General features: G+C 29.6%; 20 protein-coding genes and 1 riboswitch. Of the genes, 3 read left to right on the top strand and 17 right to left on the bottom strand.

Going from position 1 to position 17,033, the window contains the following annotated elements; all coding sequences use genetic code 11:
* The first annotated feature begins 118 nt into the window (after positions 1–118).
* From BN1075_RS16105 to BN1075_RS20880, 3 genes are all read left to right on the top strand, one after another.
* The gene (locus tag BN1075_RS16105) at positions 119–331 is read left to right on the top strand and encodes an LLM class flavin-dependent oxidoreductase (protein WP_235777824.1); all 213 of its coding nucleotides are present in this window, start codon (positions 119–121) and stop codon (positions 329–331) included.
* 50 nt (positions 332–381) lie between these two features.
* A complete protein-coding gene (locus BN1075_RS16100) occupies positions 382–729 on the top strand; it encodes a hypothetical protein (protein WP_040194258.1) in 348 nt (115 codons plus the stop codon).
* A gap of 283 nt (positions 730–1,012) precedes the next feature.
* Positions 1,013–1,438: a restriction endonuclease gene (locus BN1075_RS20880; RefSeq protein WP_197072337.1), complete on the top strand. Its 426-nt coding sequence runs from the start codon at positions 1,013–1,015 to the stop codon at positions 1,436–1,438.
* Positions 1,439–2,365: 927 nt separating this feature from the next.
* On the opposite strand, the gene BN1075_RS16090 is transcribed toward BN1075_RS20880, so the two are convergent.
* The 17 genes from BN1075_RS16090 to BN1075_RS20875 all read right to left on the bottom strand — a co-directional run bounded on the left by BN1075_RS16090 (position 2,366) and on the right by BN1075_RS20875 (position 17,008).
* Positions 2,366–2,629, bottom strand: a complete 264-nt coding sequence (locus BN1075_RS16090; RefSeq protein WP_040194257.1) for a hypothetical protein — start codon at positions 2,627–2,629, stop codon at positions 2,366–2,368.
* A gap of 33 nt (positions 2,630–2,662) precedes the next feature.
* Positions 2,663–3,142: a hypothetical protein gene (locus tag BN1075_RS16085; RefSeq protein WP_040194255.1), complete on the bottom strand. Its 480-nt coding sequence runs from the start codon at positions 3,140–3,142 to the stop codon at positions 2,663–2,665.
* Between the two features lie 265 nt (positions 3,143–3,407).
* Positions 3,408–3,584: a hypothetical protein gene (locus tag BN1075_RS21690; RefSeq protein WP_156132810.1), complete on the bottom strand. Its 177-nt coding sequence runs from the start codon at positions 3,582–3,584 to the stop codon at positions 3,408–3,410.
* 40 nt (positions 3,585–3,624) lie between these two features.
* A complete protein-coding gene (locus BN1075_RS16080) occupies positions 3,625–3,900 on the bottom strand; it encodes a hypothetical protein (protein WP_040194254.1) in 276 nt (91 codons plus the stop codon).
* Between the two features lie 49 nt (positions 3,901–3,949).
* Positions 3,950–4,513, bottom strand: a complete 564-nt coding sequence (locus tag BN1075_RS16075; protein ID WP_040194253.1) for a hypothetical protein — start codon at positions 4,511–4,513, stop codon at positions 3,950–3,952.
* Positions 4,514–4,529: 16 nt separating this feature from the next.
* Complete coding sequence (locus tag BN1075_RS22380; RefSeq protein ID WP_268871548.1) at positions 4,530–4,655, bottom strand: hypothetical protein; 126 nt, start codon at positions 4,653–4,655, stop codon at positions 4,530–4,532.
* A 698-nt stretch (positions 4,656–5,353) separates the two neighbouring features.
* Complete coding sequence (locus BN1075_RS16070; protein WP_040194251.1) at positions 5,354–5,764, bottom strand: helix-turn-helix domain-containing protein; 411 nt, start codon at positions 5,762–5,764, stop codon at positions 5,354–5,356.
* Between the two features lie 2 nt (positions 5,765–5,766).
* Positions 5,767–6,741: a tyrosine-type recombinase/integrase gene (locus BN1075_RS16065; protein ID WP_040194250.1), complete on the bottom strand. Its 975-nt coding sequence runs from the start codon at positions 6,739–6,741 to the stop codon at positions 5,767–5,769.
* A 68-nt stretch (positions 6,742–6,809) separates the two neighbouring features.
* On the bottom strand, positions 6,810–8,816 hold the full coding sequence (locus BN1075_RS16060; protein ID WP_040194249.1) for an ATP-dependent helicase: 2,007 nt from the start codon (positions 8,814–8,816) through the stop codon (positions 6,810–6,812).
* A gap of 270 nt (positions 8,817–9,086) precedes the next feature.
* Positions 9,087–9,905 (bottom strand): histidinol-phosphatase HisJ family protein, encoded by an 819-nt coding sequence (locus BN1075_RS16055; RefSeq protein ID WP_040194248.1) that lies wholly within the window; start codon positions 9,903–9,905, stop codon positions 9,087–9,089.
* A gap of 305 nt (positions 9,906–10,210) precedes the next feature.
* A complete protein-coding gene (locus BN1075_RS16050; protein ID WP_040194247.1) occupies positions 10,211–11,035 on the bottom strand; it encodes a class I SAM-dependent methyltransferase in 825 nt (274 codons plus the stop codon).
* A gap of 28 nt (positions 11,036–11,063) precedes the next feature.
* Positions 11,064–11,828, bottom strand: a complete 765-nt coding sequence (locus BN1075_RS16045; RefSeq protein ID WP_040194246.1) for an ATP-binding cassette domain-containing protein — start codon at positions 11,826–11,828, stop codon at positions 11,064–11,066.
* Positions 11,794–12,762, bottom strand: coding sequence for an ABC transporter ATP-binding protein (locus BN1075_RS16040; protein WP_040194245.1), 969 nt, complete (start codon positions 12,760–12,762; stop codon positions 11,794–11,796). The genes BN1075_RS16045 and BN1075_RS16040 overlap by 35 nt, the downstream gene beginning before the upstream one ends.
* Positions 12,763–12,778: 16 nt before the next feature.
* Entirely contained in the window at positions 12,779–13,615 is an 837-nt protein-coding gene (locus BN1075_RS16035; RefSeq protein WP_328286199.1) for an ABC transporter permease, read from the bottom strand.
* A 1-nt stretch (position 13,616) separates the two neighbouring features.
* Positions 13,617–14,564: an ABC transporter permease gene (locus BN1075_RS16030; protein WP_052406595.1), complete on the bottom strand. Its 948-nt coding sequence runs from the start codon at positions 14,562–14,564 to the stop codon at positions 13,617–13,619.
* Positions 14,564–16,165 (bottom strand): ABC transporter substrate-binding protein, encoded by a 1,602-nt coding sequence (locus BN1075_RS16025; RefSeq protein WP_040194242.1) that lies wholly within the window; start codon positions 16,163–16,165, stop codon positions 14,564–14,566. The genes BN1075_RS16030 and BN1075_RS16025 overlap by 1 nt, the downstream gene beginning before the upstream one ends.
* A 142-nt stretch (positions 16,166–16,307) precedes the next feature.
* Positions 16,308–16,470, bottom strand: a riboswitch (cobalamin riboswitch).
* Positions 16,471–16,696: 226 nt separating this feature from the next.
* On the bottom strand, positions 16,697–17,008 hold the full coding sequence (locus BN1075_RS20875; protein WP_148315527.1) for a hypothetical protein: 312 nt from the start codon (positions 17,006–17,008) through the stop codon (positions 16,697–16,699).
* Positions 17,009–17,033: the final 25 nt, after the last annotated feature.

The raw sequence follows: 17,033 nt of genomic DNA, 5'->3' as shown, positions 1-17,033 counted from the left end.
TTTAATATTAAACCTATTGATTTAATATGTCAATACTTAGTTTTAAATTTATAGATTTAATTTTAAATTTATTTGCACATAATTAAATCTATATGTATACTGTATGATAGGAGGTGTTATGATGGGACTAAAAGAAGAAATCAAAGGTTATATAGTTTCGAGTGGGTGGACAATTACTCAAATAGCTGAAGAACTTAATAGAAGAAATGGCTGTGATTACACTATGCAAAATTTAAGTAATAAGATTAGAAAAGAGGCTTTAAAATATAGTGAAGTTCTTGAAATAGCTGATATTATTGGTTATAAAATTGAATGGATTAAGAAGGATTAGGTTATTCAATCAATGAATAGCCTTTTATTTTAAATTAGAGGTGATTATAAATGGATAATAAAGAAAACCAAACTGAAGAAGATTTAATGAGAGAACTATATGCCAAGAATCAAATTGAAATGTTTGTATTTAAAACTGAACTACTACGTGACATTAGGATTATGAACAATAAATTTTTAGAGGAATTAAAAGAGACTCAAAAATCTTCAAATGATGAATTATTAAAAGAGTTTAAAGTAATAATAAAAGAATTAATTGATAAAGCCCTTGATGACCTTAAAAATTCTATGACACTTGAAATAGACAAAATAGATAAAATTAGACATGAGAGAGATAATTACATAAAGAATCTAGAGGACTTAATTTTAAAATACATATTTAATAAAGGTTGTGCTTAGTTGTGACCTTTATTTTTATGAATATTATTAAATTTATATCATATGTATTTAAAGCAATTATTAATTCTTAGGAGGATATATGTTTTTATTTTCTTACATTGGTAAAACCTTAATCATCTTCAGCGTCTTAGCATTAATTATAATCTTAATTATTTATTTATTTTATAATTCATATATGATTAGAAAACACGGGAATTATGTTAAAATTGATACCCCCAAAAATATCAAAACAAGAAGTTTAATCGAAAGCGACTTAATCTATATACATCGTCGTATTATTGACATGACCGATAGAGAGTTTGAATATTTTGTTGCACGATTATTAGCCTTGTCTGATAATAATAGATATATAGTCACACCTAAAAGCAATGATGGTGGAAGAGATTGTATCCTTTGGAAAGATGGCAAAGAAATCTATATTGAATGCAAACATTTCAAGTCAGATAAAGGAATACCAGGAAGACCAATAATTCAAAAACTTTGTGGAGCAATGATTGAAAATAATGTATCCAATGGAATTTTAGTAACTTTGCATGGATCTAATCAAAATGGAATTACTACTTGCAACAGTATTAATAATAGTAAAATAGCAAATATAAACATTGAAATTTTAGATATTGATGACTTACTAAAGATATGTTTAAACATAGACGCTTACCGTGTATATGCTTTAGCTGGAATTCCTAAACTATATAAGAATATTAGTTAAGACTGTGACCATATGTAGTCATGGTCTTATTTTTATTCAATACCTCACTCAAAATTCTAACTATACCTCAATTGTGGACTTTAACATAAAAACATACCTTGATTGTGGCTAATTTTATTAAAATATAATGAAATTATATAAGTACAATCCATAAACTTCCGATAAAACATTGATATATTTACTAAGACATGCTATTTTAAATAAATTTCAATCTCTTAAAGCTACAATCAAGGTAGTTTATCTCCACAATTACGGTATGTTTAATTCAATACTTAATAACAAATTTCATTCAATACCACAAGGTCGGCATTTTATCTATTTTCTTAATTACTTACGTTATCGCTAGTGGTATTGAATGCAAAAACACGATAAATTACCGAAATTTCCTACAGATTGGAGGTTAAATTCTAGATTACTTACGTTATTTTTTGAAATTATAGACTTTATAACGTAACTTTTTGATAGTTACTAGTGGTATTGAGTACAAATTCTCATTTACTTACGATAAAATACCGACCAAGATAAATTACAGACTGTGGTTTTGAGTTGAATTTCACTATCAATCTGTACACCCTGACTATCAAAAGCTACCTTTCACTATCAATTTATATACCTTTTAATGCTTTCAAAGTATAGGAAATGTCGTACTTTCTTATTTAAAGTCCATTAAAAGCCCTGTGGTATTGAATAAAATCATTGTTCAAGTTATTGATATTACTACGTTGTACATATTTAGCTGATGGCATTGAGTACTAAAGGTAACTTTTTGATAGTTTTCTTATTTACTTACGACAATTTCTAAATCTTCCTAGTGGCATTGAGTGCAAAATAATAAAAACTCTAAATTACTTACGTTATTTATTCTTAATATCGTAAGTAATTTAGAGTTTTTTACCGACATTTTCTATATCGAAAATAATGATTAATTTATAAATCACGCAATGCTTGTTGCATACTATACCTAGGCAAACTCTTGCTTAACCTATCTGTATAATAATCTTCAAATTTTAAATTATTTTCTTTACAATAATATTTTAAGTAACATATACGACTATGCCTAGTTGCAATTTCTAACTTTAAATTACTAATATCTCTGCCTTCATAAAGCCATTTCAAAATAATCATATCACTTAATTTTATGTCATCAAGGTTATGTTTAATTATTTCTTCAACACTCAACTTTTCTCCCATGATTTAACCCCCATTTTTATTTATATAAATATATTACCATAAATTACTTTTACTTTCATCTTCTATATTGTTTGAAAATAAACAACTGAACAACTCGTTTAATATATTTTCTAGTTGTTGTGCCTTTTTAACAATTGTATAATCAGTATTATCAACTTCAACCTCTTTAATTTCAACTCTAGGTGGTTTAGATTGCTCTTGTTTAAGTTTCTGTTCTAATTGATTTGCCTTATCTTTCTCAGCCTGCAATTGTGCTTTTAGAGTGTTATAGGCTTTATTAATTGATAGCTTTTCATCGTCTAAATCTTTAATCATGTCTTCAGGTGCATTATTGTATATGTATTGAGCTTTAGCAAGTGTACCCGTTGAAATATCAAGGTCTTTTGCTACTTGTTCTCTAGTATCGATTTTATTACTTAACCCTCCGTCAATATTGACAAGGAGTTTACCACCCTTCATGTTCTTTTCTGCAATCTTACTATATTCTTTCTTCAGCTCTCCTGCCCATTTCATTTTTTCACTAAAACTAAAATCTTTTCTATTTTCATTTTCTGATATTTCAAGTTTTAGTTGAACGATAAATCTGCCATTATTATTTACTCAACCCCACAATTAAAACATAATATTTAACATAATCTATATCTAACTTTCTTTGAGATTTTCAATCTAATTGTAGATACCAGTATATTTATATCTAATTATAAGGTAAATGCTATTTTAACATCTTTATAATTGTTTTCCAATTAAGAAAAGAGGGGTTAAACCCCTCTTAAACTAATTATTTCATTTCTACACATTGCTTTTTATTACAGCAAGTAAATTTAGCTATAATGCTTCTTCCAATATACTCAACATCACATTCATCTTTTGGTGGATACATATTTATAATTCTTTCTTTGTTGTCATACCATCCGATTTCTTTTCCACATATTTCACAATTAATAGTATTTTTCATTTTACACCTTCCCCTATTTAAAACTCGTTTTTATGAATAGCTACTTTGCAGTTAATCCATCTACTTTTTTAAATACTTTATGTTCCCACTTATCATTTATAAATTTACTTTCTATTGACAAAATATAGTCTTTATATTCGTCCGTAGCATATGATTTAAAAATCGTACTATATCTTTTACCAAAATCTTGATTGTAGGCTACATCAAACCACCATCTAACATCTGTATCTATAGTGTCAATGTAATCTAAAATTTCATAAGCACACGGACAATTATCCGTAAATTCTTCTTCTGTTCTCATAATTCTATATGGCATATATATCCCCTCATTTCCTCCGTTTCAATAATCTTACAAATTGCATATTTTATCTATAATAACTACTTATTCTTCTTGATATATTACTTGAACAGGTATTGATTATTCCTATATCACTACTTTCGCTTTCCTTAGATGCAAAATACTTTTCTAACTCATTCTTTATTATATAAAAATCATCATAAGTGAAGTATTTATAGAAATCAAACCCATAGTTATTTCCAGTTGATCCAGCGTAAAATTTAATCATATATCTAATTCTATCAGCTTCCCTGCAATTGTTATCAAGATTTACAAATACTTTTAAATCACAATCTATATAAGAATTTCTATTATTTATATTGTAAACAAGGGCTAAAGAACCTTGACACACTTCTTTACCTTCTCCACACATAAAGTAATCTATATTATACTTATCAACCAACTCTTCGATTTCTTTAATTATTTTTTCAAAATCTTTCCCTAAATATTGAGCTATCATATCCTTAACTTCAACATCATTAACTTTCTCATATTTATATACAACTCTATCATCTTCTAAATTTAATTTTGTCCCCGTATCATCCATCATAAAAACAGTGTTTTCTTCTTTAAATAATTTACTACAATACATACACCCATCTCCCTAATTATATACTTCTTAATAATCCTACAGCTTTATTATAACTTATAATCTCTACCTCATCATTATTATATGAGTCTGGATAATTTGGTTCATTAGCTAATTCTAACTTACATTTGTTGTAATCCCACACTAATTATTCATATAACAACGTTCCATTGTCACAGTTAAGAGCCTGACAAACTTTTTCATTTTCTAATAAAATCTTCTTCTTGTATAGGACTATTGTTCTTATCTTTGTATGGTTCTATTTCTCTATAATCCATAAGCACCTCCCATTAAACTATATATTTTACTACTCCCCTTTTCATTAACTATTTGTTTTTCCAATTCTTTAATTTTATTTTCCACTCTTAAATCCATCTTTTTTATAATTATACTATAAATAGTCAATTATTTAAATGGAGGTGGTTGAGATGAGTCAAAAATTCTGGAAGCTATTGTCTTTATGTTTTTCTTTAATTACAAAGCTGCACTCTATATAGATTGTTATTTTTAATTCTTAATAACTTTTAATTCTTACTACGATTATTTTGTCATATCCACTCATGATACTATTGTCACGACTGATACGACATTATAGTCGCGATATTATATTCCAAAGTAAAAAAATGGTTACAAACACAAATTAATATGTAAATATTTTAACTTACATATTAATTTCTATCTGTAACCTTATAAAATCATTTAAATTTAAACATGACAAATAAACCTACTATTGTATATCTTTTTAAAAATATGATATAATAATTATAGGTGTTAATGCTTTACGGAAGTATTAAATTGTCTTGAACCTTTGTTGTTGCAACCAACGGAGGTTCTTTTTTTATGTTAATATTGAAGCAGACCTTTTTCTAAATCATTGAAATCATATGTTCTTTGATTATAATTATTGAAATGTCCTTTAGCCTTCGTATATGATTTATGTGCTTTATTCATTGCCTTTTTAACCTCTGTAACGCCTTTTATAACCTTTTGTTTCATTAACATAAAGTATTCATTCGTCTTGTTAAAACCACGCCTTATAACACGAATTATATTATTTTCTTTTAATATCTTAACCCAACGTTGGATAGTCCTCACTGAAACTCCCATGTCTTTTGCTAAAGTTTCTTGAGATGGATAACAAGAAGTTTTATCATTATAGCATCTGCTTAATAACTCTATGGCAAATAACCTAACTGATCTTGAAATATTAGTGTTTTTTATAATTTCATTTTTAATTAGTGTAAATCCAGACATGGTTACTTTCCTCCTTTTCTATTATTTCTAATTAATGTAATTTTTCTATTATCTTTAGAAATAACATCGAGAGGATTATATTGTAATATATCATCAGAAATATCTATAGGTAGTAGGTTGACATACCTTTCCGTGGTTGATATTTTTGTATGGTGTAAGCATGCTTTTAAGCGATATATATCTCCACCATTTTTTATAAACATTGTTGCAAAAGTATTTCTAAATGTATTAACGCCCCTCATCTTAACTTTACAATGTTTAAAATAACATACTAAATTTTGATGTAGTGTATCATAAGACATTTGGGTACCATCTAGTTTAGGAAATAAGAAATCATCATCTTTTAAGTTCATGTTAGCAATATATTCTTTTAATACTACTTTAAGAGAATTAGGTAACACTACAATAACTTGTCTCTTAGTTTTCATATGCCTAAATTTAATTGCATCATTAATAAAATCGATATCTTTTACATGTACATTTAGTAATGTTGTACTTCTGCAACCTGTTCCAAGTAAAAAATTAACAGTAGCCCAACTTCTGTAATCTCCCACTACACATGTGTTTAAGTTAGGTTTTTTTAGTAATTTATTTATTTCAGTTTCTGTATATATTTCTTTCTTCTCTAATAATATATTTGGTATTTTAACTTCAAATTTTTCAAGGTAATCTCTATTAAAACAGTATGTTAAAAAAGCCTTTAGCTTAATTACAAAAGTTTGATAAGTATTACCTTTATATCCTTGATTTATCATCCCATTAATATAATTTTGTATCTTCTTATATGTTAATTCAGATACATTATCATTCAAATTCACTAATTTAGTTAATTCATATTTTCCGAATCGTATTTTACTATCTATTGTTCCTTTTCTTTGACCAATACTTTTACAATAATCCAAGTATTCATCATAAATTTCACCTATTGTTTTGTTAGAATTATTATTAATTTTATAAGTTTTCAGCTTAAATGCCATGTAAATCACTCCATACCCTTAAGTTATATTTAACTTAATACATGACTGGAACGAATATATGTTTTTGTCTAGCTGACAACATCAATAAGTCCGTTATTTATAAGTACAGCAAAATCAAATTTCCTAGAAGTATCCTTAAATCTAATTTTAATATTAGCATCGTTGATTTCCTCAATAACACCAGCTCCATAAAACTTATGGTTAATTGATACTCCCACCTTATACTTTTCACGACCAAGCATTTCAGCAGTTAAATCACATTCCTTTAAGAATTGGGATTTAGATTTCTTTTCACCACGAATCATATCAGGTGCAACAAAGATAACATTATTGATGGCTCTTGTTAAACCAACGTAGAAGAGTCTTCTTTCTTCCTCTAAATCATTATTCTTGTAAGGAATAAATCCATCTACAGCATTTATTATATAAACGGTGTCAAACTCCATACCTTTTACGGCGTGAATTGTGGCAAGGATAACTCCGTCCTTCTTTTCTTTAGTTCTTGCAACGGCTTTATTAGTTTCATCTTCAACTTCCTGTACATGGGTTAGAAACTCATTTATAGTCTTAAAACCTTGAACACTTGCTTTAAATTCATTAAGTACGTTTTCTAAATCCTCTATGGACATATGATACTTCTCGCCATATTCCACTAAATACTTGTGATACATTAAATCACTAATTATAAACTCAACAGCAGTATAAAGAGACATTTTGTTTAAAGCACTGATGTCATTTTCTAGTTTCTCAATAAGTTTAATTTGAAAAACCGGGATGCTGTCAATGTTCCTTAACTTTATAAATGGATTATTTAAACTAGTATCATTTTTTACGGTCTCAAGATTAGTTTTACTAATATATCTATAAGGTTTATTTATAATTCTTGTAAAAGCCTCCAGATTAGATGGATATAAGCTTAGTCTTAAATATGCTAGTATATCTTGACATATAAAATGATTAAAGAAGTTGAACTGTTTGTCTAATAAATTAAAAGGTATTCTTCTTCTAATAAAGCTATCTATAATGCTTCTGCTTTCCATATTAGTTCTGTAGATAACTGCAAAATTACTGAAATCCATATTTTTAGATTTCTTAAGCTTTAGTACGTGGTCACTAATATAGTTTCCTTGAACAGTTTCATTAGAAACACCTTGAAATTTGATTATTCCATCATCATTCTTACTTGAAATGATATGCTTATCTGTTCTAAATTTGTTGTTCTTTATGGACTTCATGGATAAGCTTACGATATTCTTTCTTGACCTATAGTTGGTAGAAAGATATAGAGTTTTACCATTAAGAAACTTATCTTTAAAATCCACCATATGAATAGGATTCGCACCTCTAAAGCTGTAAATGCATTGGTCTTCATCTCCTACAGCAAAAATATGATTATTACCCTTAAGAAGGGTTAAAATCTCAATCTGAATATCATCACTATCCTGGAACTCATCCACAAGGATATGCTTGAACTGATTTTGATAATAGCTTAGAATTTGACCATTTTTCAGGAATAAATCTCTGGTCATTACCTGAAGATCTTCAAAGTCTAAAAGCCCCTTTTCTTTTTTGTAGCTTTCATAAAAGGTTACACAGTTCATCAGGATATCTTTATCAACTGAATTGTTATTATCCTCATATTCCTTACGGCATTTATAAATTGAGATTGCATTTAAATAGTCCTTAATTCTGTCTTCACTTACATCATCCATATAAGTAGAAAGAAAGCTTTTTACAACCTTATAACTTTCCCAGGATTCTATAATGTTAATTTCATTATAGTAGGCCTTCAAAATCTTATAGCATAACCCGTGAAAGGTACCAAAAAAAGGACTCACTCCTTCACCACTTATGGCTAAAAATCTTTTTCTCATATGATTTGCTGCAGCCTTAGTAAAGGTAATAACAATTATATTTCGTGGAGAAACTCCTTTATTTTTTATTAAATTATATACTCTATTTACAATAACAACAGTTTTACCACTGCCTGGACCAGCACTAACAAGGATGTTATCATCCATTGCTTCAACTGCCTGCCTTTGTTCTTCACTTAAGTTTTTAAAATTATTTATCATAATACAAAATCTTCCTTTTATTTCCCTTTAGCTTAATAATATTACCATATTATTTGAATTTATACTATAGTCGGAGGGATTTATAAGATTAAATGAAAGAGGAGGTTGGGAAAACTAAAAATTAAAGATTAAACTTATTCTTAGCTTCAAATATTAGGGGGGGTACTTGGTTTCTTCCTAAAATCTCAAGCAACATTAGTATTTATAATGACAAAAAATAAAAAAATATTATCATATTCTCATGATAATATTACCATTACATATATTTTATTAAGCTATTGAGATTCTTCTTTTCTTTTCAAGAGGAATAAACTCAGGTTTTCTATCTTTGAATTTACATACATAGTCAAACCCAACATGATTTAGCATTTGAAAGGCTTCTTCAAAGTCTGCACATAGATCAATTGCTCTATGGGAATCAGAACCTACAGTAATAATTTCACCGCCTAATTCCTTATATCTTTTTAGGATTTCAAGATTGGGATGCATGGCATTCATTCCGTATCTATAACCTGAAGTATTAATTTCAATTCCGTTGCCAGAAGCAATAATTGTTTCTAAAATGCTATCAAGAACATCTTTATAATCCTTATAAATAACTTTACTTTCTTCATATCCGCCATATCTAATGATGTAATCTAAATGTCCATAAGAATCAAAGTTTTTAAACTCTTTAACTGTTTTCAGCATAGTTTCAAAATATTTTGTGTAAGCTTCTTTCTTACTTAATCCTTTAAAGTACTTTGGACCTGATACGCTGATTTCATCTACTGAGTGGGTTGAACATAAAACAAAGTCGAAGGGATTTGAAGCTAAGATATTTTCAATTTCCTCTTTTAAGTGGCTCTGATACCCAACTTCTACTCCTGCCAGAATATCAATACTCTTCTTATACTTTTCTTTGAATTTCATAATTGTTTTAATATATTCTTCGCAGTTTAAGCTGAAACCATCAGGATTATACTCAAGGTGATCTGTAAAAGTCAGATGCTTAACCCCTATATTAATTCCTCTTTTAATTACACTTTCCATTGTGTCTTTTCCATCACTTGAAAAAGTGGTGTGTACGTGATTGTCTAATAAAATCATATTTATCTCCTTATTTCTTTAAATTTCTTTCATGACTTTATTATATACCCTTTATGTTACATCAAAGTTAAGAATGTGTTATGAATTGTTAACCTTCGTAAAGTATATTTTATAAATTTGAATATCACGATATCACACTTTAATTAAGCTTTAGTATTACATAAAAAAATAAAATGCAGTTTTTATAAAAAGCTGCATTTTATTTTTGAGAAACTCATATTAACAACGACATTGTCTAAGATTTTAATAAGCTTTTTATATATAATTGATTAGATTACTATGCTTTCTACTATTTAGTAGTTCTACTATTTAGTAGTTTTCCAATATATAATTTCTACCTTAGTTTTATGAAGGAAAATATATTTCTCATTTGATTTTTTAAAATTTTCATTTATATAATTATCAATAATATTTTTATCTGGAATATATCCAATTTCTTTTTTTATATTATCATATATGCTTTCTTTACTATCAAATTCTACTTCGCACTGAACACCTATAAATTTTACATCAGCACATATATTTAGGGAATGTAGTATATTAGGTAAGTATATATAATCTAAGCATGTTTTATCTTCTAAGCCTAACTTTAAGTATAGGTCATTAAATACAGGCTTTTGAATAGTTCTAACTATAATCACCTTTTCTTTTGCAACCATGTTCATTTTCTTTAAAGCAGTTTTTATATTCCAAATTCTATAAAGTGAATTAACAGATAGAATATAATCAGCTCCACTTACCTGTAGATCTTCCCACTTTCCCTCTATAGGTGTAATATTATTAATTCCTAACATTTTAGCCTTATCCATTAACACCTTTAACATATGACCTGAAAAGTCTATAGCAGTTATATTACTACACTGTTCAGATAAGGGTAGCGTAAATTTACCTGTTCCCGGTCCAATTTCAATTAAGGATTTGTTGGTATCAATTAAATTTTTTATAAAACTGTATACCTCCTTAGAGTAATCATAAAGTGTAGGCTTGTCATCATACCTTTGAGATAATCCTTTCCAAAACTCTCTTTCTACATTATCATTGAAGGCTCTTTCTCTCGCATAGCCTTTTTTACACTCCATGTAATCCTGCCAAATTTTTTCGTAATCTATATCTTTATAATTCAAACTCATAATGCCCCCTTTTACTTATACCTAAGGATTAAAATACTACAAAATCTTCTATAAGCTTCTTTGTATAATTGTGTTTTGCATCTAGGTATAATCTATCTGCTTTAATAGTTTCAACGATTTTACCATTTAACATTATAGCTATATCATCACTTACTGCTTTTACTAGCTCTAAGTCATGGGATATAAATAAATATGTTATTTTGAATTGTTGTTGTATGCTTTTTAATAACTGAATAATCTGGGCCTGAACAGATACATCTAGCATGGAAGTTGGCTCGTCCAGGATAATAAATCTTGGATTTAATAACAACGCCCTTGCAATTACTACCCTTTGTATTTGCCCCCCGCTTACTTGATGAGGATATCGTGATAATATCTCTTCACTAAGACCAACAACTTTAAGATATTGTTTAACAATCTCTTCACTATGTCCTTTTTTATAAAGTCTATGAATTTTTAATGGTTCAATGAGACTACTGTAAATTGTTTTCCTCGGACTAAGAGAGGAATCAGGATGTTGAAATATTATCTGCATCCTAGCTCGTAATTCTCTCATATCTGAAAAGGTATAATTACTTATATCAATTCCATTAAAAAATATTTTGCCCTCATCAGCTTTTATTAACTTCAGTATTAATCTAGATAATGTTGACTTTCCACATCCACTTTCTCCAACCAAGCCAAGTGTCTTTCCTTCTTCAATATCAAAGGATACATCATCCACAGCTTTTACTATCCGTTTGTTAATAATACCGCTCTTAAATTCCTTCTTTAAGCCCACTGTCTTTATCATAAAGATAACACCTCACTTTTGAACCTTTTACAGTATATATTTGAGGTTCTTCAAATCGACATACCTCTTTAGCATACTTGCACCTAGGATGAAATCTGCAGCCAGTTGGTAAATTAGTTAAGCTTGGCGCAATTCCTTCTAGAGGAACTAACTTTTTGCTTGGCTGTGCATCTATTAATCCTTGTGTATATGGATGCATAGGATTATTGAATACTTTATCACTCGTACCTTTTTCCAATATCTTTCCTGCATACATGACTATAATTTCATCACATAATCTGCTTGCAAGCATTAAGTCGTGAGTAATTAATAGCATACTGACACCTTGCTCTTCTTTTAAGTCCTTAAACACTTGATACACTTGCTTTCTTATAACTGCATCTAATCCTTTTGTTGGCTCATCAGCAATTATCCACTGCGGATTTAGTGCTGACCCCATAGCTGTAAGAGCTCTTTGACTCATGCCTCCACTTAGTTGAAAATTGTAAGAGTTATATATCCTTTCTTCACTATTAAAGAAAAACTTCTTTAAGTGGTCTAAGGAGCGTATCTTACATGACCTCCTTGTTTCCTTTTCATGATAATAATATAATTCATTTATTTGAGTGCCGATTTTTAAAATGGGATTAAAGGCAGTAGATGGATTTTGAGGGATAAGTGAAATTTCACGGCCTCTTATTTCTCTTATGTTTTCATTATCTAAAGATAATAAATCCTTACCTCTATATAGAATACTACCTGATTTTTTAGCATTGTCTGCTAAGATATTTAGAATGGAGAGACCAAGAACTGATTTTCCACTTCCTGTTTCACCAACTATTCCAATAATCTTTCCAGATTCGAGCAATAAATCTACCCCATCTACAGCTTTTACCATTCCTTCTTTAGTATAAAAATGAATCATCAAATCTTTTATTTCAATATCAGTATTCATGTCTTATAATTCCCTTCTAAAGATATTGACTAAAAAAGTCTCTTTTTTCATCAAAGATATCTCTTAATGCGTCTCCAATTAAATTTATGCTAGAGCAGAGTAGTAAGATACTAATACCAGGAGCTAAAAGCAGGTGCGGATATGAGCGGAAGTAGGTTTTTGCATCATTTATCATTACTCCCCAGTCAGCTTGAGGTGGCTGCATTCCAAGTCCTAAGAAGCTCAAAGAAGCCATTGATAAAACTACTTTCCCAATTCTTATTGTAAAAAGCACAATAAATGGAGCAAAGATATTTGGAAGTATATAGTGAATTATTATATGTAAATTAGTTGCTCCTAATGCTCTAGCTCCTTCTATATACTTCTCTTCCTTTACTTTTAAAACTTCACCTCTTACTATTCTTGAAAATCCTGCCCAGGACGTTACGGTAATTGCAATTAACAAGCTTTTTACGCCAGGGCCAAGTACTCCAGCTAATGCTATCATAAAACTTAATCCTGGTAACCCTTGAAATATAGTTACTATTATTTGAATAGTATTATCTATAATCCCACCACAATAACCAGAAACTAGACCGATTAATGTGCCTAAAAGCATTGTAAATACTGTTGCTATAAAAGATAAGAAGATTGATACCCTAGCACCATGAATAACTCTGCTTAAGACATCACGTCCTAAGGCATCTGTTCCAAGAAGATGATCTTTAGATATGCCAATTAAACGTTTAGACATATTAACTTTATTAGGATCATAAGGGGCTAAAAAATCCGCAAATACCCCTATAAATACTAATAGTCCAAGGATAATGAATGAAATCTTATAAATTAGCGGCATACTTTTAAAATTCTTCAATTTATTCGCCTCCTAATCTCATACGCGGATTGAGAATTAAATAGCATAAGTCAATTAATAAATTGAAGGCTAAGAAAATTATCCCTGTAAACACTACATAACCTTGAATCACAGGATAATCTCTACTCATTATAGCCTTTATAACATAGCTCCCCATGCCTGGTATACCAAAGATAACTTCAACCACCGTTGAACCACCTAATATTCCTCCAAAGTAATTTCCAAGTAAGGTTACTATAGGCATCAAAGAATTAATAAATGCATATTTAAAGGTTATAACCTTTTCGTTCAACCCCTTTGACCTGGCTGTTATTATATAATTTTGACCTAATGCTTCAATAAGTGTTGCCCTATGCAGCCTCATAATTGTTCCAATTGTACCAGCTGCTAATACAAAACCTGGCATTATAAGGTGCTTAATAGTTCCATATCCGCTTGTTGGTAACCACTTAAGTCTTTCGCAAAATATGCTTAACATAATAATTGCAATCCAAAATCCAGGCATAGAAGCTAGTATTAATGACACCATTCTTCCTGCTTTATCTATAGTTGAATCCTTTTTTAGTGCCATGATTATAGATAGTGGAATAGAGATGGTTACAACAAAAAACATTGCCATTAAAGATACAGAGAAGGTAATGGGAAGCCTTCTCTGTATTTCTTCTCTTATGGATGTTTTCGTTATATAGGACTTGCCTAGGTCACCTTTAAAAGCTCTAATAGTCCACTTCCCATATTGTAGGAAGATATTCTCATTTAGTCCCATTTCTTCTCGTGCTTTTTCTATCTCTTTTTCAGTAGGTGCTGAAACTCCATCCATACTTAAATATTCAACGGCTGGATCTCCTGGTGCAATGACACCTAACATAAAAGCTAGAAATGTTATACCTATTAAGACAGGGATAGTCATTAATAACCTTTTAATCAAATATTTAAATGAAAATTTCACTAATTACTCCACTCCATATTTGCTAATGTTGTTCCATAAATTGTTGCTTCATAGCCAGATATTTTTTTATTGTATGCTATTAAGTTTACATCTTCAAATAAAGGAATATCTGAAGGATGTGCTGCTGATATATCTTGAAGCTCATCATAGATTTTTCCTCTTTCCTCTAAATCCATTGTGATTTTTAACTTCTCTATAAGTTCATCTGCTCTTTCATCCACATATCCTAGAGAATATGCAATATTGCTTGACCCTTGACTACTCATATATCCGCTAAAGATAGTAAATGGTTCTGCATTTGGAAGACCTTGAGTATGTAGAGCTATATTATAATCACCATTTTTTTGAGCTTCTTTAAATGCAGCTCCATCAAGAATAGTTATATTAGCAGTTAATCCTACTTCACTTAAAACAGCTTGAATATACTCAGCTACTGTTTTGTATGGATAACGGTCTACTCCATAAGATGGAATTATGAAATCCAACTCCATTGTTTCGCCATTTAATTCTTCATTAATAATTTTTTTTGCCTTTTCAGGGTGATATACTGGCTTTATTTCTTTAGCGAATGGTGATGCTTGATTTAAAATATTAATTGTTGGTGTACCATGTCCACCATAGAATTCATTTACTATAGTATCTCTATCTATTAATAAGCTAAGTGCTTCCTTAATTTTTTCATTATTAAATGGTGCTTTAGTTCCATTAACAGCCATGAACTGTGTTATGGTTGATTTTGATGTGGACGTTGCAAATTGGTCATCCTTCAATAATTCTGCAGCAAGTTCCGGAGTAATAGCACCTAAGTCCATAACCCCCATGATTTCTTCAGATTTTAATGCTGTATAACGAGTTTGTGAATCGGGTATAACCTTAACTCTAACATTTTTAACCTTGCTTTTTTCACCATAATAATTTTCATTTCTTTCAAGTAATACATATTGATCTTTTTCACGTTCTACTATTTTAAAAGGTCCTGTACCTTGTGCAAAGGTAGTAAAATCGCCAGTGTTTACATCAAAGCAATCAGGACTATAAATAGCACTACCAAATCTGGCCATATTAAATATTAATGTTGAAATAGGTTCGCTGAAGGTTAACTTAATTTCATAATCTGAAACCTTTTCAAAGCTCTTCAAATTTGGATATGTTTTCTCAACATTAAAAGAATAAAAAGGTGAACCTTTTGTTTTCATATTGGTATACCTTTCGAAATTTTTTATTACCGCATCAGCATTTAAATCAACTCCATCATGGAATTTTACACCCTCTTTAATTTTGAAGGTCCATTCTTTATAATCCTCTGTATTTGTCCATTTTTCTGCTAGCTGTGGTATTGGAGCTCCGTCATCACCTAAACCAATTAGAGGCTCCCAAACATATAATATTGAACTAGTATAATATGCATCTGTTTCCCCAGGCGACAAATCTCTAGCTGCGGCTAGCACAATTTCCTTTTCTTCGTTTAATGGATTTGCTTCTTGCCCCTTTGAAGGTGAAGCACCACCTTCATTGTTAGTTGTACATCCTGTTAGTACTGCTGCAAATACAATAATAGCCATAGCAATTATCATTAATTTGCTTTTAATTAGTTTTTTCATCTTTCTCTCTCCTTTTGTAATTTAGAGCAATAAAAAAAGCTTTAGCAAATTGCTAAAGCTACCCATTTCTAGCCTTTATTTCACAAAAAATCATGAAAAAATATCATGAAAAAGATATTAAATCAGTTGCTCCCCCTAATTTAATATTTCTCTATTTATGATGGGTATTCTGACTAACACTTCTTCCGCCTCCTACCCTTCCCAGATTAAATCCAGTGGTTTTGTAGGACTTGTCCATGATTACAGTGATGGGTTCGTGTCGGAATTACACCGAGCTTCCCTTAATCACAAATAGTATATGAACTTTTCATATACAATACTACATCTCATGGATTGAAATGTCAATATTGCAAATATGCAAAATAGAGTTAATATTTATATAATTTCCATATATATTTAAAGTATTATATTTTAATAAATAATCTTTTAAAATCATCCGAATATCTAAGGTTAAATCATAAAAGAGAGCTACAAAGCTCTCTTTTATTTAGGCGTTATTTGTAAATTACAATTTATTGTTTTAAATTATCTCTATTTCATGTTCAAAGTGTTCTTTAAATCTTTCATTATATCAAAGGCACTAAATTTCATTGGTATTTTATAATCATCCCCTTCCCCATGGGTCGCTTTCCAGAATTGAGCATAGAATGGATTATTATTTGCAATTTCGTCATAATGCCATTCGTATCTTAAGCATTCTGGACACCAGTGTCCTCCATGAAGTACAGCATTTACAGAAGATTTAAATTGATGACCAAATGCACACTGCCATGTAATTGGTTCATAAATATCCTTTACTTTCTTCTGCAAGGCATTGTCCACCTCTAAATTCTGCAGCTTCATTAAGCTCTTTAATGGTAAGGTTATT

The organism is Clostridium culturomicium (assembly GCF_000821305.1).
Classification (GTDB): Bacteria; Bacillota; Clostridia; order Clostridiales; family Clostridiaceae; genus Clostridium_J; species Clostridium_J culturomicium.
Note: the sequence above shows the minus strand (reverse complement) of the source record. Positions and strands in the feature narration are given on the sequence as shown.